This window comes from Vibrio lamellibrachiae, from assembly GCF_050337265.1.
Lineage (GTDB): Bacteria > Pseudomonadota > Gammaproteobacteria > Enterobacterales > Vibrionaceae > Vibrio > Vibrio kyushuensis.
The window spans coordinates 855,052-875,235 of sequence record NZ_JAKJSU010000004.1 but is presented as its reverse complement, the minus strand read 5'-3'; the positions used below and the strand labels follow the sequence as shown (position 1 = coordinate 875,235).

The window sequence follows — 20,184 nt, the reverse complement described above, 5'->3', positions numbered from 1 at the left end:
CGGTGACTAATCGTTCCTGCACTTCGGGGGGCGTGGTGGAGGTGAGGCCACCACAATTATAAATTGTTGCTAGTTAGATATTTCTGCTCAGCTGGTGTTAGTTGGCTAAAGCAATCTTCATCTGTTCGGCAACTTTATCAACCTTGCCAAGCCCGATGATAACTTGTAATCCACCTTTACCAACTTTCACTACACCAGCCGCACCAAGTTGCTTCAGCTTGTCAGTGTCTGCTACAGAAGAATCTTTAACGGTTAAGCGAAGGCGCGTAATACAGTTATCAACTTCAAGGATGTTCTCTGCACCACCAAGAGCTGCGATGTAGCTTTCCGTTAGAGCCGCTAGGCCTTCTTCAGTCGTACCTGCTTCACCTTCTGCTTCCATCTCTTCACCACGTCCTGGCGTAGGTAGGTTGAATTTAATGATAGCGAAGCGGAATACCGCGTAGTAAATACAGAAGAATACGAGACCTTGTGCAATTAGCATGTACCAGTTAGTTGCTAGTGGGTTTTGGCTTGAAAGTACGAGGTCTACAAAACCTGCCGAGAAGCCAAAGCCTGCCATCCATTCCATACTTGCTGCTATGTATAGTGAGATACCTGTTAGGATTGCGTGGAAAAGGTACAGTAGCGGCGCTAGGAACATAAAGCTGAATTCTAGCGGCTCTGTAATACCTGTGAAGAATGAAGCTGTAGCCGCTGCAACCATAATTGCGAATACTTGGTTCTTGTTTTTAGCGTCAGCACAGTGATACATAGCAAGCGCTGCACCTGGAAGACCAAACATCATAATTGGGAAGAACCCAGCTTGGTACATACCCGTTTTACCCGGGATACCAGTACCGTTAGCAATAGATTCTGCGCCGCCAAGGAAGTTAGGGATATCGTTAATACCAACAACGTCAAACCAAAATACAGGGTAAAGAGCGTGGTGCATACCAACAGATAGGAATAGTCGGTTGAAGAAACCAAATAGACCAGCGCCAATTGCGCCCATACTTTCTAGTTTGATGCCAAGAAGAACTAGTGTGTCGTAGATCGCAGGCCAAACGTAAAGCAGCGCAAATGAAAGTGCCATACCAGCAGCAGACGTTAGGATTGGAACTAAACGCTTACCACTAAAGAATGCGAGTGCTTGTGGAAGTTCAACAGTCGAGTAACGGTTGTAGATTTCAGCAGAAAGAATACCGACAAGAATACCGATAAACTGGTTGTTGATCTTACCAAATGCTGCTGGAACAGCATCCGCATCTACACCGGTTAACTGTGCGACAGCACCCGGTGCGAGTAGCGTTGTCACGACTAAGAACATGACGAAACCGGAAAGTGCAGCAGAACCGTTTTTGTCACGGCTTAGACCAAATGCAACACCAACGGCAAATAGCACAGACATATTGTCAATGATTGCCGCGCCAGATTTAATAAAGAATGCGGCTAGGATACTTTCAGAACCCCACCCAACAGGATCGAGCCAATAGCCAACCCCCATTAGAATAGCTGCAGCAGGTAGCGTAGCAACTGGTACCATCAGCGCCTTACCTACTTTTTGCATATAACCAAGAATATTCATGTATGCCCCTAAGTTTTCTATAGATTGATTTTTTTAATGCGTTCAAACGAATCAAAAGTAGTCATCAATTGATACCGCTTACACTTTTCTGTTCTAGCGTCATTAGAAACTTATTTTTTAATGCAAACAAACGAAATGGATCGTAGTATGGATTAAAATTTTTAATGGGTGACTTGTTGTGGCTAACCATCAATTACTATTGAGAAACTTACATACGTTTAATATTGCAGCTGAGAAGATGAGCTTTACTCTTGCAGCTAAAAAGCTGCATTTAACACAAGGCGCAATAAGCCATAGAATCAAAGTGTTAGAGAGCGAGCTTGGCTTCAGTCTTTTTGTTAGAGGCACTCGACAACTTGAGTTAACAGAGGAGGGCGAGCGATTTCAGAAAACACTGTCTAAGTCGCTAAGTACTATTTTCGGAGAGATTGAAGATATCAATAATGCTGATCTTTATGGACAAATAAACATTGGTACTAGCCCAACTTTTGCAAGTGAATGGCTGATCCCACGCCTAGCTGACTTTAAACAGCGATACCCTAACTTTAATCTCAATTTGTTTTCCCAGGAAGAGCAGGATTTTCATAAAAATCAATTGGATATAGCAATTTACTACGGTGATGACGATCTGAAGGATATGTATAGAAATAGACTTTTTGGCGAAAAGTATGTCCCGGTTTGTACACCAGAGTATGCAAAAAAACATCGGATATTTGAAGATGGATTAGACTCTCTAAATCGAATCAACTTCATTCACGCACTGGGTTCTGATGCTTGGCAACGCTGGATTAAACATTTTAATATTGAACTTTACCCTTTCAAACACTTTTATTGTGTTAGCCACCGAGAGATGGGCGTTAAATGTGCCTTAAACAACATCGGTGTAGCGATGGGGCGTCTTCATTTTGTCAAAGGATACCTTGATTCTGGAGAGCTAGTTACGCCTTATTCAGCAATGGATACTGAGCATGGCTATGAATTGATTTGTCCGTTAGGCACTGAAAAGAGGCCAAAAGTAAGGACGTTTATCAACTGGATTGAAGGGCAGTTAAGCTAACTCAAACCTAGGTTAGTTAATTTTGGCATTAAATAGTCCAAAACAGAATTTTACTCTATATAGCGTTAACTCATAATAGAAGGTATGAATTAACGAATTATGAATATAGGCGTAAAATGAAAGCAATATTTTTAGCGAGTACAATCTTAATGATCGCGCTAGCACTCTATAGTGAAGGTTTAGTAAAAGCGCTTGCTGAACTGTTTGCTTTCCTAAGCCTAATTAGCTTTGTGGTTAGTGTTAAGCATAAAAGAAAGGTAGGCGTGGGAGTCGAGGCTGAAGAGCTATAACGCACCTTCAGCCTGAAAAAAGAGTCTTACGTGATATTAGAATAACGTTAGCCATGCTAAAGATGTTGTCGAAATTAACACCCACAAAGTAACCCCAAATAATAACGGCTTTGGTCCAGCTGCTTTTAGCTTCTCAAGTGAAATCCCACACCCAATCAAAAACAAACACACAACCAGAGTTTGTTTCGCTACTGCAAATACTCCTTGGTAAATGAATTCAAATTGAGGCAGAAGATCGCTGACAACGATTGCAACACAATAGAAAACGATGAAAAGGGGAATCGTTACTTTTTTTGATTCACTACTGAATATAAATGAGCTAATAAGAGCGACAGGTACAATCCACAGTGCTCTAGCAAGTTTCAATGTAGTCGCTGTCGTTAAAGCTTCCTCACCGTAAGCAGAAGCAGCCCCAACAACCGAAGATGTGTCATGTATAGCAATCGCTGCCCAAGTCCCAAAAGTATGTTGGTCAAGCCCAAGAGCGTGCCCTATGACAGGGAAAATAAACAACGCAATAGAATTGAGAACGAAAATAACGGCTAAGGCTAATCCTGTCTTATCATCATCGGCTTTAATAGCATGTGATACAGCGGCAATGGCACTTCCTCCACAGATCGCTGTACCTGCTGAAATTAGGTAACCCGTTACTTTATCGAGCCCAATCGCTTTGGCAAAGAACCACCCAATGATTAACGTCCCGGCGATAGTCGTAATAATGATGCCGATGCCATTCGAAGTAACGGCTATCGCTTCTTCTAACTGAATACCAAACCCTAAACCCACAATCGAAACCGCTAAGAGCTTTTTCGTCATTTTCCCTATGGCGATGTTTTTAGGTATTAGCCCAAAGCTTGCTAGAAGGAACCCAATAACTAGCGCTGTTGGTGATGAAACGTAAGGCGTTAAACAGAATATGCCAGCAAGCCAAAAAGGGAGTTGATGTTTTAATTGGGTCATAGTGTTGTTCATTGGCGATAAGAGCGTTTAGTGTATAGGAAAAAGTAGATCAGTCAGTCTTAATGTTTTGAACAAGCGTTCACTTTAGCTGAACGCTTGTTTCTGCACATCAATTTTAGAGTCACACCTAAATATAGTGCGTGAGTTCTATTGGAAGTTGCCACGAAGTTTAGAGACCTTGTCTCTCATATAATTTGCCGTTGCGTCAGTAGGCTCAACAGGAGGGCCCACTTCAATTTCAATCTTAGACCAAAATCTTCTTGGCAGCCCTTTACATGCACTGCCTTTGTAGCGGCTAAAGTAGCTGCCCCATAAGCCTTTCAGTGCCATTGGGATAACGGGCACAGGGCTGCGTTTGAGTATGATGTCCATGCCTCGCATAAACTCGGCGACTTCACCATCCGATGTTAAGCTGCCTTCAGGGAAAATACAGACAATGTGCCCTTCGTTAAGTGACTCCTCAACTTCTTGAAACGCTCGTCGGATTGAGGTTTTTCGACTTGCGGAGATCGGAATCACTCCCGCTCGATTTAAAAAGCCTTTAAGAGGTGGAAGGTTTGCGTACTCTTCTTCCATAACAAAGCGAATCAAACGAGGGCAGACAGCACTAACGAGTAGGGCATCCATGTAGCTTACATGGTTGCAGACAATAAGAGCCCCGCCTTTTTTAGGTAGGTGCTGAAGGTTCTTATGCTTAACTCGATACATAGTGTGAGTCAAAATCCACATTAAAAACCGAATAACAAAAATAGGTACTTGAATACACAGGTATATAGAAACCAGAAGATTCAGTATGGCTAGTAATGTAAACAGTTGGGGAATACTAAGTCCAAGCACACTTAGGAAAACAATGCCTAGGATTGCACTGCCTACCATAAAGAGAGAATTAAAAATATTTAGAGCGGCAATGACCTGTGCTCGCTCTTTAGGCTGAGCTCGAAGCTGCAATAGAGCATACAGAGGAACAATGAAGATGCCTCCTGAAGCGCCAAGCAGTAACAAGTACGCAAAGACGGACCAAAGCGGTTGATAAGAAACAAATTCAGAAAAAGTCGTAAAGATAGGTAATGACTCTGGAATAGCAGCAATCATTAAGTAACCGAAAATGGTGATGCCTAGGCTGCCAAGTGGAACAATGCCCACTTCAATTCTATGGTTGGATAACTTGTCACAAGCTAGTGAACCAAAGGCTATGCCTACAGAGAAAAGTGCCAATAGAAATGAAACGGCACTTTCTTGTCCGTTGAGATACACCTTCGTGAAATTTGGGAACTGGGTTAAATAGGTCGCACCTAAGAACCAGAACCAGCTGATCGCCATAATAGACTGAAAAATCACTCGGTCTGATTTAGCGATAGCTAATGTTTGTCTCGTTTGTTTGATTGGCTGCCATTTAAATTCTAACTCTGGAGCACTTGCAGGGGCTTCGGGTATTGAACGACTAGCGAGATAACCAATGATTGCAGAAACGATTACGCAGAAAGCGGCAATGTATTTAGCACCCTCTGAAGAGGCAATAACGCCGGCGGCCACTGTACCTAATAAAATGGCTAAGAATGTCCCCGTTTCGACAAGGGCGTTCCCTTGAACAAGTTCATCAGATTTTAGGTGCTGTGGTAATAAAGCGTATTTTACTGGGCCAAAAAATGCCGACTGCGTCCCCATAAGGAAGAGCAAAATCAGCAAAATAAAGTAACTTTCAGTAATAAACCCAACCGCGCCTAAACACATAATGCCGATTTCAAATTGCTTTATAATACGAATCAGTTGGGACTTTTCGTATTTATCCGCGAGGACACCTGCTGTCGCTGAAAAAAGGAAAAACGGCAGGATGAAAAGTCCAGCGGCCAAGTTAATAAACAAGTTGCTAGAAAACGGCAAACTCCCTACCGCAGCAAATGCGACAAGGAGAAGTAGGATATTCTTGAATATGTTGTCGTTAAAAGCGCCAAAAAACTGGGTAATAAAATAAGGTAAAAAGCGCTTTTTAGTCAGTAAAGAAGCCTGAGGATGCTCCGGCATTGCAGGTCCTTATTATTACCAATTGGAGAGATAATTAGAGAGTAAATTTTCGATCAGCTCTTTACCATCGATAGGGGCTGCTGCGAAGAATTTATCATCAACACTAAGAAGTGTAATACCATGAACACCAGACCACAATACTCGGCTTGCTTGTAGAATTTCATTTTCAGTTCTTTGAGGCGCGACAATTCGCAGTAAGCTTTCGAGCATCCCTGTCATGTTATCGATACGTTCTGATTGCCATTGAGGTAATGTCTCACCATTCATGTTATGAGCAAAAATCAGCTGCCAACGATGGGGGTGCTTTTGAGCAAAGTCATGATAACAATAGGCAAGTTCATAAAGCGCAGACTGTGGATCAGCACTGTTCTCGACAACGTCACGAGCTTCCACGCCTAATTCGTCAAGAGTTTGAGCAACAGCGTGGAGTAATAATAAATTATAATTACCGAATACATTCACCAACGTACTCGGAACATAGCCGATCATATTCGCTATTTTTCTCAAGCTTAGGTCGTGATGTGGCTGGTCAGCCAAAAAATCTTTAACAGTGTTAAGAGTAAGAGCGACGAGCTCTTCACGGGTGTGATCGTTTCTACGGGCCATGATAACTTTATAATTATGAACAACGTTCAATATTCTAGGGAACGAAGAGGGAGGCGTCAACTAAGTCACACAATTTTTGCAATATTCTGATACACACAATCTAATTTGATAGTTTGCATAGTGTTACGAAGTCGTTATGATTAACGTGCTTCTATAATTATTTCCCTGAGGAAAAGCATGAAAAAGATTTTTTCACTGGTAGCGTTACTAATGGTATCAGTCGCTGTCGCTCCGCTAGCCGAAGCGAAAAGGATGGGTGGCGGTAAGTCATTCGGTAAGAGCTTTAAAACAGCTCCCGCACCAAGTCAGCAAACCACCAATACTAGCCGTGTTAACAGAGAACAGGGCGCAGCACAGAATACTAGCCGTAAGGGGGGGTTAATGGGTGGTCTAATGGGCGGCTTGTTAGCCGGTGGTCTATTAGCAGCATTCTTTGGTGGTGCATTTGACGGTATCCAGTTTATGGATATCTTAATTATGGGTTTGATTGCTTTCCTAGCCTTTAAATTCTTGCGTGGCATGCTCGGCTCGAAACAAGGCAGTATGAATCAGCAACGTCAACAGCCTGCTTTTGGTGGTACCAACCAGAAATTTGAACAGCCAAACGTTCATAATTTTGAGCAGCAAGCGAATAATTCAAACCAAGGCACTGCGAATTCTGCGGGTGGCTTTGGTACACAAAGCGATGTCCCACACAACTACCCACCGTCGTTTGATAAAACGGCATTTGTTGATGGCTCACGTGAGCACTATCGTATCCTTCAAGGCGCTTGGAATCATAATCAACTAGATACGATTCAAGAGTATGTCTCGCCAAGTCTTTTTGAAGATTTAAAAGCGGAACGTGCCAAAGCGCAAGGCGAACAGCACACCGACGTAATGTATGTTGATGCTGAAATTGTTCGTGCAGATTACGACGCGAGTAAAGCTCAGTTAAGCTTGCAATTTAGCGGTCGCTTCCGTGATACAACGGAAGGTGTTGAAGAAGATATTACGGATATCTGGCACTTAGAGCGCGATCTAACTCAAGACAATGCACCTTGGTTGATTGTTGGTATTCAAGGCTAAACGGCCGTTACCTAATCACTCAGTGTTTTGCATAAAAGAGAGCCCGATTACATATCGGGCTTTTTTGATGATGGAATAAATCGTTGCTAATTATGCTTCTTGCTTTCCGGCAATTGCTTTATATGCGATTGCTCCAAGAATAGCACCGACAATAGGCGCTACCCAGAACAGCCAAAGCTGCGACACTGCCCAGTCACCCACATAAAGAGCAACAGCAGTACTGCGAGCAGGGTTAACCGACGTGTTCGTCACTGGAATGCTGATTAGGTGAATTAGAGTTAACCCAAGCCCTATAGCAATTGGAGCAAAGCCTTGTGGTGCTCTATTGTCTGTTGCGCCCATAATGATGATTAAAAACATCATGGTCATAATTACTTCTGTGATAATGGCAGCAGTCATTGCGTACTGACCTGGCGAGTGCTCACCAAATCCGTTAGCAGCAAAACCTGAAGCTGTAACGTCAAACCCTGCTTGTCCTGTCGCTATTAGGTACAAGGCTCCCCCAGCAATTACACCACCAATGACTTGAGCAATAATATAAGGAAGAACATATTTAGCTTCGAAACGGCCACCAACCCAAAGGCCAACAGTCACCGCTGGGTTCAAGTGACAACCAGAGATATGTCCGATTGCATAAGCCATAGTCAGAACCGTAAGACCAAATGCGAGTGACACTCCTAATAGACCGATACCAACATCGGGAAAACCTGCTGCTAATACAGCGCTACCACAACCGCCTAATACTAACCAAAATGTACCAAAACCTTCTGCTAAATACTTGTTCATGAATTTTCCTACTGTTGTTGATTGACGAAACGCGAGGAATGTAATGCAGCAATGTCAGAGCAGTGTGATAGCAATATTAAATTTGATGAATATGGTGGCGTTACTTATGTGCGTCTCATATTCAATACAGAAGTTAGTGCTTACTTTGGCTTTCACAGCTAATTTGGTTGTCTGTATTTTTTGTTTGAGTAATTTAAAACAAATGCACATAATCAGACGACAAATAAAACAAGCAGCAAGGAAGTAAAAGTGACTGAATTTAAATACAAAAACTTATCTCAACAAGAGCAAGATAAACTCGATGCGGCTGTATTTCGCCGTCTACTTTCTCATCTAGATGAAAATAAAGACGTGCAGAATATCGACCTTATGATTCAGGCTGGCTTCTGTAGAAACTGTTTTAGTAAATGGTATAAAGCGGAAGCAGAGCAGAACGGTTTAGAGCTAGATATTGATGATGCACGAGAGCGTGTTTACGGCATGACTTACGATGAGTGGAAACAGAACCATCAGCCTAAAGCGACACCAGAGCAAATGGCCGCGTTTGAAGCGAAGCAAAATAAAGGCTAACTTCAGTTTTGATTAGATAGCAAAAAGCCCACCTCAATTAGGTGGGCTTTTTATTCTTCGCTACACAGAGTTAGCTAAGGAACAAAATAATGCCTTAAGTACACTCCCTATACTTAAGGCATTAGGCAGTACTTTGTTCTTAATTAGAAACGGTAGTCTAGAGAGATAGTAAATTCACCGTGATTAGAAATTGATTCTTTATAATTACCTTCTGTATAAGAAAATGACTCAAACATATGACGGTATTGCAGGTCTGCAGATAGGTCATTAGTCAGTTTATATTGAGCGCCAACTTGTAACCCATAAGTAAAATCTGATTTACTCTCCTCAACACTATAACTTAGGTAAGGGAAGTTATAGTATCGTTCCTCTTCCTTTAATGTGTTTTTAACCATTCCGGCTGTAGCGCCGCCGAAAACAGAAAAGTCTGAACTGATAGAGTGAATGTAGTCATAAGACATCAAAAATTCAGTTTGTTTGAAATCTATAGTGTAGTCAGAGCCAGACAATCCAGGGGTACTTTCAGCGTAGACCTCATCGTTAAGAACAAAATTGGCAGTTCCGGTTAATCGGTGGTTTTCTGTGATATATGCACCACCTCGGATATGCAGAGCTAAACCGCTATTTTTACCAGTGTATCCATGACCGTTATTCGCAATTTCAGCTTTTGTAGTGTGGTAACCAAGACCACCACCTACAAAGTATTCTGTCGCCATTGCTGAAGGTGCAGCAAGAGTTGTGATTGTTAACGCTAAAAGTGTTTTGTTCATTTCTGTATCCAAAGGTTGGGAGCGATTTGGTGGAGGATTATGCAGATATGAGTCAAGTGGCACTAATGACTTCTAGATATGTCGGTGTTAACTGTTAGTTATGAGGTGTTAAATGAGTGCTCTATTAGGTGGCGATATTGTCATTACCTACCACCTTGAGAGAACAAAGCTAGGTGGGTACATATTTTTGAACCGAAATTGCAGCAACCAGTTACATATCGACTTAAATCTGCCATCGACAATAAGTAAATCTGTCAATTGTGCCGAAGGTACTGCCTAATTTTATTGGTACGACATAATTACGATGGGACATCAATATTCGTGAATCAACTGTGTTGGGTTTGGTTGGAGCGGGAGGGGATGGCTTAAAGCTTCAGGAATCAATGCCCATACTGGCGTGGCCACAAGTTGCTGTTATTTTCTGCGCGATATTGCATACATCAGAATGGATCTTGTACTGCGTTGATTTAGCCTTACTCTGCTTTATATTATGAAAGCTCCAAAAATTGATGCCCAAAGTATTCTCCCTAATGCGAAGAGCATCAAAATTCATAGGTATCTTTAGAAGCGGTAATCTAGTGAGACAGATAGCTCACTATGACTTGGAATAGAAAGCTCTGTTGTTTCGCCTTCAGACCAGTTCGTTGCATGTGAGTAAGATTCGAACATATGACGATATTGTAAATCAAGTGACATATTATTCATGATCTTGTATTGAGTACCGACTTGAAGGCCGTAAGTGAAATCACTTTCGCTGCCTTTGTGAGAAAACTCAGTTTGATCACCTGACGTTGGCTTTTCTACGATAAAACCATTCGCTTTGTTATTTACAATACCTGCAGTTGCTCCGGCGAAGATAGACAGTTTATCACCTACGGAGTAGATGTAGTCATATGAAATGAGGTATTCAGTTTGAGCAAGCTCTAGTTGAACATCAATGTTTTCCGGCACATCAGATAAGCGATTGCGGTATACATTTGAATCACCCATGTGATTGATAGTTGTAGTTACACGATGATTCTCAGTTAAATATGCACCGGCTCGAATGTGAAAAGATGCACCATTAGCATTTTCAGTCGCTGTGCCGAACTCTGAGTCGTTTAATTCAATTTTTGCATCGTGGTAACCTGCACCACCACCGATGAAGAACTCTGTTGCAAATGCGGCTGGAGACGTTGCTAAAGCGATAGAAAGTGTAAGTAATACTTTTTTCATTAATATATCCAATTAAACAGGGAGAATGAGAAAGTATTATTGTGATTTAAAACGAAGAGTTCTAATTTGGAATTTGCAACTCGTTAATAAGTACGACTTATTACAGTGCGTTCATTTAATAAGTGAATTTAAATGATATTAAGTGACACGTTCAAGGAAAGTGATGTTTAATAAAGCTTCATCGGTCGTTTTTCCGCAAATATCAGGGCAAGCCTGAAAAATATGACACACCTTAGGGCGTTCCGCTTTACCAAAAAGCTTACAGAGGTTGTCATCGTTTAGCTGAATACAGCGCTGTCCTGCCGGCTTCCCGTTTGGCATTCCAGGAATAGCAGACGATATACTCGGTGCTATACAGCAAGCACCACAACCAAGACGACAATCCATACTAATAACACCAATAATTAACGGATGCGGATAATAGCAAACAATACTCGCCTCGGCACCTTTTGGTTCTAATCTAGCGTTGTACATGGTTTCCAGCTACAGACGCACATATAATTATGTGTGCCACAAACAACAGACCTCTATAGACATAAGCCTTTAAGCTTGTCGAAGTAATCAGGGAATGTTTTAGACGTGCATTTAGGATCGTTGATGGTAACCGCAGTACTACTTAGTGCAATGAGAGAAAAGCACATTGCAATTCGGTGATCATCATAGGTGTCTATACTGGCATGTTTGAAGATGTCGAGTGGCTGCACAATAATGTAGTCATGTCCTTCCTCTACGTTAGCACCCACTTTTCTTAATTCCGTTGCAACTGCAGACAAACGGTCGGTTTCTTTCACTCGCCAGTTGTATATGTTGCGAATGGTTGTCGTACCTTCAGCAAACAGAGCGATGATTGCGATACTCATGGCAGCGTCAGGGATGTGGTTATAATCCATGTCGATTCCCATTAATGTATTGCGGCGACAGGCTATATAGTTATCTCCCCATTCAATTTCTGCACCCATTCTCTCAAGCGCATCGGCAAATTGAATATCACCTTGGATACTGTGTTTTCCGATACCCGTGACTGTCACCTCGCCGCCTTTAATCGCTGCTGCAGCAAGGAAGTAAGAAGCCGATGACGCATCACCTTCGACATGAAACTCCTTAGGTGATTGATATTTCTGACCTCCTTTTATCGTAAAGGCCTGATAGTCGTGGTTTTCAACTTCAACGCCAAACTGCTTCATCATTTGAATGGTAATATCGATATAGGGCTTGGAAACCAGATCACCAATAATCTTAATTTGGCTGTCATTTGTTGCTAATGGTAACGCCATTAGAACCGCAGTTAAAAACTGGCTGGAGATAGTGCCATCAATTGAAATGTTACCGCCGACTAAACCTGTCCCTTTAATCTTTAAAGGAGGGTACTGCTCGCTTTCTAGGTATTCGATTTCAGCGCCAGCTTCACTTAATGCATCAACAAGGTGACCAATAGGTCTCTCTTTCATTCGAGGGTCACCCGTTAGGGTAAACTCGCCTTTACCTAAACATAATATTCCGGCTAGTGATCGCATTGATGTACCTGAATTACCGAGAAAAACCTCCGTTGGTGTAGGTGATGTAAATGGCTTGCCTAAACCATGAATAGTACACGCTGTGTTGTCTTGTGATAGCTGGTAGCTAACGCCAAATTGGGACAAGGCTTTGAGCATATGCCTTGTGTCATCACTGTCTAATAAATTGGTTAATTGGGTTGTACCTTCGGCAAGAGAAGCCAATATCAGTACTCTGTTAGAGATGCTTTTTGAACCTGGTAAATTGATTGTCCCAGATACTTTTTCGATAGGTTGCAACGTTAATTGTTCCATGATGATTATGTAATCCTTTATTGATAAGCAGGTTCCAAAGCGGTGAACCATCAAATATGGGTTACTCAAATTTTACTGCGCAGATATGACGTTTGTATTTGGGATTTATTAATGCTGAATAGTAAGGCATGTAGAGAATTAAAGATTAAGCTTGAAGTTTACTAGCAGCAACGGTATAAAACGCATCCGTTTTGAATCGAAGATAAAAGCTATGACTTCTCCATTTTGGCAATCAAAAACTCTCCAAGAAATGACCGAGCAAGAGTGGGAATCTCTTTGTGATGGTTGTGGTAAGTGTTGCTTACATAAGCTTATGGATGAAGACAGTGATGAGGTGTATTACACCAACGTAGCGTGTAGTTTACTAAACGATAAAACGTGTTCATGTAAAGACTATCCAAATCGTTTTAAGTCAGGCGAAGAGTGCCTGAAATTGACTCGCGATAAAATTGAAGAGTTTCATTGGTTACCGGATACATGTGCGTATCGTCTGTTGGCTGAAAATAACCCACTTCCAGTATGGCACCCGTTGATTACTGGTTCTAAATCCGAGATGCATGCAGCCGGTGAAAGTGTACGTAATAAAGTCGTGTACGAAATAGATGTTCAAGATTGGGAAGACCACATCTTAAATCATCCTTCTAGATGATTTCATTAAATCTATGCTTTGAGTAGACGTGAAAAATGGCAAACCAAGAATAGGTCTGTTGTTGAATGTTTGGCATAGCCGTTAGCGAAAAGCTGTTATGCCAACATTAAAATGATGCCGCCAATGGTTGCCGCTGCGGAAAGATATTGCCCCGCCGAGTACGACCCATCTGACTCTTCTTTGATTTTATCTGGATGATCCATTCCCAATGCACCGTGGGCAAAAGACTCAACCTTAGAGGTGGTTGTTTTGTCTGAATCAATTCCTTCTTTTTCTAAATCCTTAAGCGCAGCAAGTAACGCCTTGCCTTCATCCGACAAAGTTACTTTATTCTGTTCAACTTTCAGAGGGGCAGGGCCGTTCTCTGACGTTGCTTGGCTTCCTTGAGGCTTGACCTGTTGGGCTTGAGACAGCTGAGCTGGCCCCATTCCTACTGGTGTCATACATATCTCCTTTACACGCTACTGTCACTATATCGACCACGATATGAAAAACTTGTGTAAATTTATCCATAATTTGTATAACTAAAAGCTAAGCAAAATCCGAGCCTATTTTTTAGGAATGGTTTTCGTCAGGTAGGAACGTTGAGAAGTGATTGAAGGTTGCGATGCAGAGTCAATTTTGACGCTGCATCTTAGTCATTGAATATTTATTTAATTATAGCTTTTTGTACACGCGAAGCATGAAATCAGCCTCACAATTGAATACTACTAATGCAGCCAGTTCAGCTTTTAGTTCTTCGTCTGCTTTCCATGCAAATGGTGTCATTTGAAGTAGCTGTAAGGAATCGCCTTTTGCCAGCTCCATCGTGTAGTTGAGCTGTTCTTGGTGGACTAATTCAAACCCTTCTAATTCTTCAAGTTCTTCACTGTGAAGGTGGACCTCAGAATAGATTTTTTCTCTTAACTGATAGAGGTGTCTTCCTGCCGGTGTTACCGTGATAACTTTACCATCGTCGGTTAAACAGCGAGCTAATTCATCGGCTTTACACGGCGCATATATTCTTAAAATAGCGTCGAGAGAGTTGTCTGAAAAAGGTAGGCGATGACTAGACGCGACGCTAAAGTCACACTGAGGGTATTGCTTCGCCGCATAACGAATTGCGACCTTTGATATGTCTAACCCGTAGACTTCGGCATTGGCGACTTTTGACTTAAGTGTAGAGGCAACTTGATCGGTGTAATACCCTTCACCACAGCCAATGTCGAGTAATTGAGCTTGGTCTGATTCTATGTGGTCTTTACATAGATTTGCTATAGCTTGACGCATAGGGTCGTAATAACCCGCTTGTAGGAAGGCGCGACGTGCTTGCATCATCTCTTTATTGTCGCCCGGGTCTTTCGAACGTTTATGGTGAGCTGGCATCAAATTCACATAGCCTTCTTTGGCTAAATCGAACTGATGGTTGCTGCCACACTTGAAAGTGCGTTCCGAAAGTATAAGGGGCTGGTGGCAAAGTGGGCATTGGTAAGCCATAAAGACCTCAAAAGAGTAGTGAAGGCGGTAAGTCTATCGGTTATAGATACAAATAAAAAGAGCAGCGATTGCTGCTCTTATAGTAACAAAGAGAATCCCTATTATTTTGCAGAGATTGACGTCACGAGTTGATGACTTTCATTTGGTTGTAGTGTCTTTCCGGACTCAATAGTTGGCGCGTGTAGAGTCGACTCAACACATAGAAATCCTAGATAACCGTCGTCTGACATATCACCCATTGCCGTTGCACCTTCCGCCCACGGATTCCATAATACCGCTGAGTTATGACCTTCATTTTCAACTGAGATTGTACGTTGAAGTTTGATGTCTTTAACGTCAATAGATGTTGTTGGGCGAGTGTAAACGCGGTCGATGGTATCTGTTAGAACGAGCTCAGAATCACCAAGGCATATCTTGTTTGCTTGCAGGCTATCGATGTATTCGTCACCCATGCCCGTTGTAGAGGACTCGCGAACATCGCCTAGGTTCAAGTAGGTATGTAGTGCGCCAGAGAATGTCCAAGCATGGTCGTCAGTGTTGGTCACATCAAGCGTTACTTTTAATGTGTCTGAGATTTCAACATTAAGTCTCGCTTTGAATTGGTGTGGCCAAACATTCAGCGTTGCTTCACTTGTTGCTAGACCTAAGCTAACAATCACGCCGTTGTCATTCTCACGGTGCTCAACAAGCGCCCACTCACTTGAACGTGCAAAGCCATGTGCAGGTGCTGCGATACGACCAAACCAAGGCCAACAGACAGGAATACCGCCTCTTAGCGCCGCCTTGCCATCAAAGGTTGCTTTGTCACTCATCCATATAAGCTCTTCTTGCCCTTGAGGCTTGAAGGAAACGACGTGACCACCATGTAGAGCAATGCCAGCAGTTGCTTTTTCGTGGATGACTCGAACAATTCTAACGCCATCTTTCTCAACAATAGTGACGTTGTCTGAAAGTACGGTTAACGCGGGTAATGATAATAAGTCCATCGATATGTCCTCAATTTGAGAAATTACAGTCCAATACTCAATGACGGAAAATGTAAGAGTTTTAAAGAAAGTATTGGGTTGGAATCTGGGGTAGACAAAATTTAGATAACAAAAAGGCGACTCAAGAGCCGCCTTTTTTACGTCTTATGTTTCAAACACAAGTATCGCTAATTGTTTACAAATCTAATTACTTAGAGATGTGTGCAACTAGGTCAAGAACTTTGTTTGAGTAACCGATTTCGTTGTCGTACCAAGATACAACTTTAACGAATGTGTCAGTTAGAGCAACACCAGCTTTAGCATCGAATACTGAAGTTTGAACTTCACCGATGAAATCTTGTGATACTACTTGGTCTTCAGTGTAACCTAGAACACCTTTAAGCTCGCCTTCAGATGCTTCTTTCATAGCAGCACAGATTGCTTCGTAAGAAGCTGGAGTCTTAAGGTTAACAGTTAGGTCAACTACAGAAACGTTAGCAGTTGGTACGCGGAAAGCCATACCAGTTAGTTTGCCGTTTAGCTCTGGAAGTACAACGCCTACTGCTTTAGCAGCACCAGTTGATGATGGGATGATGTTTTGAGAAGCACCACGGCCACCGCGCCAGTCTTTAGCTGAAGGACCATCTACAGTTTTTTGAGTTGCTGTAGTAGCGTGAACTGTAGTCATAAGACCAGATTCGATACCGAACTTGTCGTTAAGAACTTTAGCAACAGGCGCTAGACAGTTAGTAGTACAAGAAGCGTTAGAAACAACATCTTCACCAGCGTAAGTGTCTTGGTTAACACCCATAACGATCATTGGAGTTGCGTCTTTAGAAGGACCAGTAAGAACAACTTTCTTAGCACCAGCAGTGATGTGCTTACGTGCAGTCTCGTCAGTTAGGAAAAGACCAGTTGCTTCAGCAACAACGTCTACGTCGATTGCATCCCACTTAAGATCTTCAGGGTTACGCTCAGCAGTTACACGAACTGTTTTACCGTTAACGATTAGGTTTCCGCCTTCAACTTCAACAGTACCGTTGAAACGTCCGTGAGTTGAATCGTACTTAAGCATGTATGCCATGTACTCAACATCGATAAGGTCGTTGATACCAACAACTTCGATGTCATTGCGCTCTTGCGCTGCACGGAATACAAAACGACCGATACGGCCAAAACCATTAATACCTACTTTGATAGTCATTATAGTTGCTCCACAACTTAATTTCTGAATAAAGATAACTGGTAGTAAAATTACAAAATCCAGTTTGCATCTGCAACTGATAATCAGGCTTTACTTGTTTAATGTCAAAAAAAACTGTCGCTTTTTTTCACATTTTGTCGCAAATGATGGTTTTTTGTACTTAATTACAGATTGTATGTAACTCAGCTATCGAAAAATGTTTTAAAATATTAAAGCGATCTATTAATTCGTAACGCTCTTGTTACGGCAAGAAAGTATGTGCTACAACAGTCTGGTTTCGCAAGTCTTTCGAAAAAAAAGTTTGTATAAAATATGAGAGTAAGAGAAGTTTTTTATGAATAACGAGAACAAAAAAATTGTTAACAAGTCAGATGAGGACTGGCGCGAGCAGTTGTCTGATGACGAATTTGGTGTCTGTCGCTTAGGTGGAACAGAAGCCCCTTTCAGCGGTGCTTTGCTACATAATAAAGATACAGGTATATATCATTGTACTTGCTGTGAAAAAGCATTATTTAACTCTGACAGCAAATACGATTCAGGTTGTGGCTGGCCAAGCTTTGATGCCCCTGTCAGTGCAGAGGCTATTCGTTATATTGAAGACCTGAGTCACGGTATGAAGCGTGTGGAGATACGATGTAGCCAGTGTGAAAGCCATTTAGGGCATGTTTTTGAAGATGGCCCTGTGACAACCGGTGAACGTTACTGTGTGAATTCAGTGTCGTTAATTTTCAACAAAAGTAATAAAAGCGGTGAATAGTCACCGCTTTCTGTTTCATTGTTACATAATTTTAAATTGGTTGGTTTATTTCAAATTTTGAGGAATTACGTTTCTATTGAACGATCCTGAGCTAATAGAATCTTCGACTGAATCTGCAATATCATCCAATTCTTGGTATTTATCTTTTGTAAAACCGTATAAAAGCTGTATTTCTTGATCGGAAGCGATAGGGACATCAAAATCTTTAGCCACCATAGCCCAGATGTAGGCACGTTCTTTGTTTTGAACTCGATAATGGGTGCTGGCAAGAGTTTTGAGAATTTCGGTGTTCACAGAACCTGATCGGGTAAGTTCAAGTGATCGTTTTAGTAGGTCGATGGTTTTTAAATGATCTCGGCTAGTATAAAAAGTCGCGAGCGCATATTGCATTTCGGCTGTGTCTAATTGGGGGGAGCCTTCTAGTTGCAAAAACTCTCTGCGAGCTTGCTCATCGCCAACCTGGCTCCATAAGAAATAGAGCGTTTCAGGAGAACGAGACTGCTTCAGCTCTTCAACAATACGTTCGAGTTCGTCACCCGAATGAATTAATGCATTAAATCGGCGTTGCTTGAGCCCACTTTGATCAATGGGTTGTATTTGTGCGGCAAGCTCTAAACATCTTCTATATAGCCTTGCAAATTCGTATTCTTGAATAACATTGATATCGCTTGGATCTTTGAACACTTCGTAGCGGTGCCAAATCAAATCTGTTCTTGGAAGGCGGCATTGACCATCGTTCATGTTAAGTAGCTCACAACGAAGTGCGGGTGTACTTTCACACAGTTGATCAGTGTTTTTAGTGATTTCGAAACATCCAGACAAAGAGAGCGTTGCAAAGATGGTAATTGTTATTTTAGATAAATTCATACGTTCGCTTGTGATCGATTACTCTTATTCTTCTAACTAACCTTGACTCAATTGATGAGCGTTATATTTTGGTACAGCCTCATAACGTAAGGATAGAACATGGATGCTGAAATATTAATTGATGCTATTACACCTGAAGTTTATCAGCGATTAATTTATGCTGTTGAAACTGGAAAGTGGCCAGAAGGTGGTCGTCTTTCTCAATCCCAACGAGATTCTTGTATGCAAGCAGTGATGCTCTATCAATCTAAGCATAATGTAGACGCGCCACATATGACAGTCGCAGCGGGCGGTGAGATCAGCTTCAAGTCAAAGTCTGAACTAAAAAAGCAGTTTAAAAAGAACGAAAGTGACATTTTACGTGTAAACCCTAACGAAGAGCAGGGCATAGGCGCCAAGTAAACGGAACAACAGTTGTCGGAACTGAAAAAACAAAAAAAGCTATCTTAGTGAAGTACTAAGATAGCTTTTTAAATTTTTAGGTATTGATAGAGCAAGTAGGCTTTAGTTTAAGCTCAAACTACAGACTCATCTCACCGTGTAGTACTTTTTGCATCTGCTCTTTGACTTCTTCATATGACAGCCCTTGGCTAAGCAAGTAATGTAACTTCGCTAGCGCCGCTTCAGGGGTCATATCAAAACCACTGATAACACCAGCATCTTGCAGTGCGCAGCCAGTCGCATAGCCGCCCATGTTTACTTTTCCGGCTAAACACTGAGTTAAGTTAACGACAATAACACCACGTTCTGATGCTTCTTTTAGGTGCGCCAATAACTCAGGGTTTTGCGGCGCATTACCTACGCCAAAGGTCAGCAAAATCATCGCATTAACGGGTTGAAGCAATGTGTTTCGGATCACTTCGTGTGAGATTCCAGGATACATTGTGATCACACCAATAGGTTGTGGCGTAATGTTATGCACCTTAAAAGCCCCTTCAGGTTTCTGGTCTACCGTTACATCGTTACTGACCTTAATGCTGATCCCTGCTTCAAGCAGTGGTTGCATATTTGGGGAAGTGAACGCGCTAAAACCATCTGCGTGAGATTTGGTGCTACGATTTCCTCTCATCAGTTGGTTATTGAAGAAAAGAGTGACTTCGTTGATTGGGTAGTTTGCCGCAATATGCAGTGCATTGAGCAGGTTAGCTTGGCCATCTGATCGCAACTGAGCCAACGGTATTTGTGAACCTGTCACGATCACTGGCTTTCCTAGGTTTTCCAGCATGAACGACAGCGCCGACGCGGTGTAAGCCATTGTGTCGGTACCATGTAAGATGACGAAGCCGTCGTACTTATCATAGTTGGTTCGAATATCATCAGCGATCTGTTGCCAATCCATTGGAGTCATATCAGACGAGTCAATTAGCGGGTCATACTCATGGATAGTGTATTCCGGCATTTCTGGGCGATGAAACTCAGGCATACCTGCAAGTTGTTTTTCCATAAAACCGGCCACAGGTATAAAACCGTGATCAGATTTTTGCATACCGATAGTACCGCCTGTGTAGGCGATATAGATGTGTTTTCTCGTCATGATGAAAACCGTT

At 42.1% G+C, this 20,184-nt stretch carries 23 protein-coding genes and 1 pseudogene; 9 read left to right on the top strand and 15 right to left on the bottom strand.

Annotated elements, in window-relative coordinates; all coding sequences use genetic code 11:
- Window positions 1–97 precede the first annotated feature (97 nt).
- On the bottom strand, window positions 98–1,567 hold the full coding sequence (gene nagE / locus L4C54_RS04160; RefSeq protein WP_428807194.1) for an N-acetylglucosamine-specific PTS transporter subunit IIBC: 1,470 nt from the start codon (window positions 1,565–1,567) through the stop codon (window positions 98–100).
- A 178-nt stretch (window positions 1,568–1,745) separates the two neighbouring features.
- On the opposite strand from nagE, the gene L4C54_RS04155 reads away from it, so the two are divergent.
- Both L4C54_RS04155 and L4C54_RS04150 read left to right on the top strand, forming a co-directional pair.
- Window positions 1,746–2,624, top strand: coding sequence for a LysR substrate-binding domain-containing protein (locus L4C54_RS04155; RefSeq protein WP_428807193.1), 879 nt, complete (start codon window positions 1,746–1,748; stop codon window positions 2,622–2,624).
- A gap of 116 nt (window positions 2,625–2,740) precedes the next feature.
- Window positions 2,741–2,914 carry a hypothetical protein gene (locus tag L4C54_RS04150; RefSeq protein WP_428807192.1) on the top strand — a complete coding sequence of 58 codons (174 nt, stop codon included), beginning with the start codon at window positions 2,741–2,743 and terminating at the stop codon, window positions 2,912–2,914.
- Window positions 2,915–2,950: 36 nt separating this feature from the next.
- Here L4C54_RS04150 and L4C54_RS04145 read toward each other — a convergent pair whose 3' ends face one another.
- From L4C54_RS04145 to L4C54_RS04135, 3 genes are all read right to left on the bottom strand, one after another.
- The gene (locus tag L4C54_RS04145; RefSeq protein ID WP_428807191.1) at window positions 2,951–3,874 is read right to left on the bottom strand and encodes a YeiH family protein; all 924 of its coding nucleotides are present in this window, start codon (window positions 3,872–3,874) and stop codon (window positions 2,951–2,953) included.
- Between the two features lie 147 nt (window positions 3,875–4,021).
- Entirely contained in the window at window positions 4,022–5,896 is a 1,875-nt protein-coding gene (locus L4C54_RS04140) for an MFS transporter (RefSeq protein ID WP_428807190.1), read from the bottom strand.
- Window positions 5,897–5,911: 15 nt separating this feature from the next.
- Entirely contained in the window at window positions 5,912–6,502 is a 591-nt protein-coding gene (locus L4C54_RS04135) for a TetR/AcrR family transcriptional regulator (RefSeq protein ID WP_428807189.1), read from the bottom strand.
- A gap of 177 nt (window positions 6,503–6,679) precedes the next feature.
- Between L4C54_RS04135 and L4C54_RS04130 the strand changes: the two genes are divergently transcribed.
- A complete protein-coding gene (locus L4C54_RS04130; RefSeq protein WP_428807188.1) occupies window positions 6,680–7,570 on the top strand; it encodes a Tim44 domain-containing protein in 891 nt (296 codons plus the stop codon).
- A gap of 90 nt (window positions 7,571–7,660) precedes the next feature.
- Here L4C54_RS04130 and aqpZ read toward each other — a convergent pair whose 3' ends face one another.
- The gene (gene aqpZ / locus L4C54_RS04125) at window positions 7,661–8,356 is read right to left on the bottom strand and encodes an aquaporin Z (protein ID WP_428801376.1); all 696 of its coding nucleotides are present in this window, start codon (window positions 8,354–8,356) and stop codon (window positions 7,661–7,663) included.
- A gap of 249 nt (window positions 8,357–8,605) precedes the next feature.
- Between aqpZ and L4C54_RS04120 the strand changes: the two genes are divergently transcribed.
- Window positions 8,606–8,926: a DUF1244 domain-containing protein gene (locus L4C54_RS04120; protein WP_428807187.1), complete on the top strand. Its 321-nt coding sequence runs from the start codon at window positions 8,606–8,608 to the stop codon at window positions 8,924–8,926.
- Window positions 8,927–9,069: 143 nt separating this feature from the next.
- Here the strand turns inward: L4C54_RS04120 and L4C54_RS04115 are convergent, their stop codons facing one another.
- Window positions 9,070–9,696 (bottom strand): outer membrane beta-barrel protein, encoded by a 627-nt coding sequence (locus L4C54_RS04115; RefSeq protein WP_428807186.1) that lies wholly within the window; start codon window positions 9,694–9,696, stop codon window positions 9,070–9,072.
- Window positions 9,697–9,808: 112 nt separating this feature from the next.
- Here L4C54_RS04115 and L4C54_RS04110 point away from each other — a divergent pair, with 112 nt between their 5' ends.
- Window positions 9,809–9,976, top strand: a complete 168-nt coding sequence (locus L4C54_RS04110; RefSeq protein ID WP_428807185.1) for a hypothetical protein — start codon at window positions 9,809–9,811, stop codon at window positions 9,974–9,976.
- Window positions 9,942–10,190: pseudogene (locus L4C54_RS04105) on the top strand (PhnE/PtxC family ABC transporter permease); the annotation flags it as partial. The gene L4C54_RS04110 and the pseudogene L4C54_RS04105, both read left to right, overlap by 35 nt.
- 67 nt (window positions 10,191–10,257) lie before the next feature.
- On the opposite strand, the gene L4C54_RS04100 reads toward L4C54_RS04105, so the two are convergent.
- From L4C54_RS04100 to aroA, 3 genes are all read right to left on the bottom strand, one after another.
- Window positions 10,258–10,911: an outer membrane beta-barrel protein gene (locus L4C54_RS04100; RefSeq protein WP_428807184.1), complete on the bottom strand. Its 654-nt coding sequence runs from the start codon at window positions 10,909–10,911 to the stop codon at window positions 10,258–10,260.
- A gap of 138 nt (window positions 10,912–11,049) precedes the next feature.
- Window positions 11,050–11,298 carry a YkgJ family cysteine cluster protein gene (locus L4C54_RS04095; protein WP_428807398.1) on the bottom strand — a complete coding sequence of 83 codons (249 nt, stop codon included), beginning with the start codon at window positions 11,296–11,298 and terminating at the stop codon, window positions 11,050–11,052.
- A gap of 140 nt (window positions 11,299–11,438) precedes the next feature.
- Window positions 11,439–12,719: a 3-phosphoshikimate 1-carboxyvinyltransferase gene (gene aroA, locus L4C54_RS04090; protein ID WP_428807183.1), complete on the bottom strand. Its 1,281-nt coding sequence runs from the start codon at window positions 12,717–12,719 to the stop codon at window positions 11,439–11,441.
- A gap of 211 nt (window positions 12,720–12,930) precedes the next feature.
- Between aroA and L4C54_RS04085 the strand changes: the two genes are divergently transcribed.
- On the top strand, window positions 12,931–13,368 hold the full coding sequence (locus L4C54_RS04085; protein WP_428807182.1) for a YcgN family cysteine cluster protein: 438 nt from the start codon (window positions 12,931–12,933) through the stop codon (window positions 13,366–13,368).
- A gap of 95 nt (window positions 13,369–13,463) precedes the next feature.
- Here the strand turns inward: L4C54_RS04085 and L4C54_RS04080 are convergent, their stop codons facing one another.
- From L4C54_RS04080 to gap, 4 genes are all read right to left on the bottom strand, one after another.
- A complete protein-coding gene (locus tag L4C54_RS04080; protein ID WP_428807181.1) occupies window positions 13,464–13,811 on the bottom strand; it encodes a hypothetical protein in 348 nt (115 codons plus the stop codon).
- 214 nt (window positions 13,812–14,025) lie between these two features.
- Complete coding sequence (gene rlmA, locus L4C54_RS04075) at window positions 14,026–14,844, bottom strand: 23S rRNA (guanine(745)-N(1))-methyltransferase (protein WP_428807180.1); 819 nt, start codon at window positions 14,842–14,844, stop codon at window positions 14,026–14,028.
- Window positions 14,845–14,945: 101 nt separating this feature from the next.
- Window positions 14,946–15,830, bottom strand: coding sequence for a D-hexose-6-phosphate mutarotase (locus L4C54_RS04070; protein ID WP_428807179.1), 885 nt, complete (start codon window positions 15,828–15,830; stop codon window positions 14,946–14,948).
- A 187-nt stretch (window positions 15,831–16,017) separates the two neighbouring features.
- Window positions 16,018–17,013 (bottom strand): type I glyceraldehyde-3-phosphate dehydrogenase, encoded by a 996-nt coding sequence (gene gap / locus L4C54_RS04065; RefSeq protein ID WP_428801385.1) that lies wholly within the window; start codon window positions 17,011–17,013, stop codon window positions 16,018–16,020.
- 334 nt (window positions 17,014–17,347) lie between these two features.
- Here gap and msrB point away from each other — a divergent pair, with 334 nt between their 5' ends.
- Complete coding sequence (gene msrB / locus L4C54_RS04060) at window positions 17,348–17,770, top strand: peptide-methionine (R)-S-oxide reductase MsrB (protein ID WP_428807178.1); 423 nt, start codon at window positions 17,348–17,350, stop codon at window positions 17,768–17,770.
- 45 nt (window positions 17,771–17,815) lie between these two features.
- On the opposite strand, the gene L4C54_RS04055 is transcribed toward msrB, so the two are convergent.
- Complete coding sequence (locus L4C54_RS04055; protein ID WP_428807177.1) at window positions 17,816–18,637, bottom strand: DUF2989 domain-containing protein; 822 nt, start codon at window positions 18,635–18,637, stop codon at window positions 17,816–17,818.
- 99 nt (window positions 18,638–18,736) lie between these two features.
- On the opposite strand from L4C54_RS04055, the gene L4C54_RS04050 reads away from it, so the two are divergent.
- Window positions 18,737–19,039 carry a YeaC family protein gene (locus tag L4C54_RS04050; RefSeq protein WP_428801388.1) on the top strand — a complete coding sequence of 101 codons (303 nt, stop codon included), beginning with the start codon at window positions 18,737–18,739 and terminating at the stop codon, window positions 19,037–19,039.
- Window positions 19,040–19,157: 118 nt separating this feature from the next.
- Here L4C54_RS04050 and ansA read toward each other — a convergent pair whose 3' ends face one another.
- Window positions 19,158–20,171: an asparaginase gene (gene ansA / locus L4C54_RS04045; protein WP_428807176.1), complete on the bottom strand. Its 1,014-nt coding sequence runs from the start codon at window positions 20,169–20,171 to the stop codon at window positions 19,158–19,160.
- Between the last annotated feature and the right edge of the window lie 13 nt (window positions 20,172–20,184).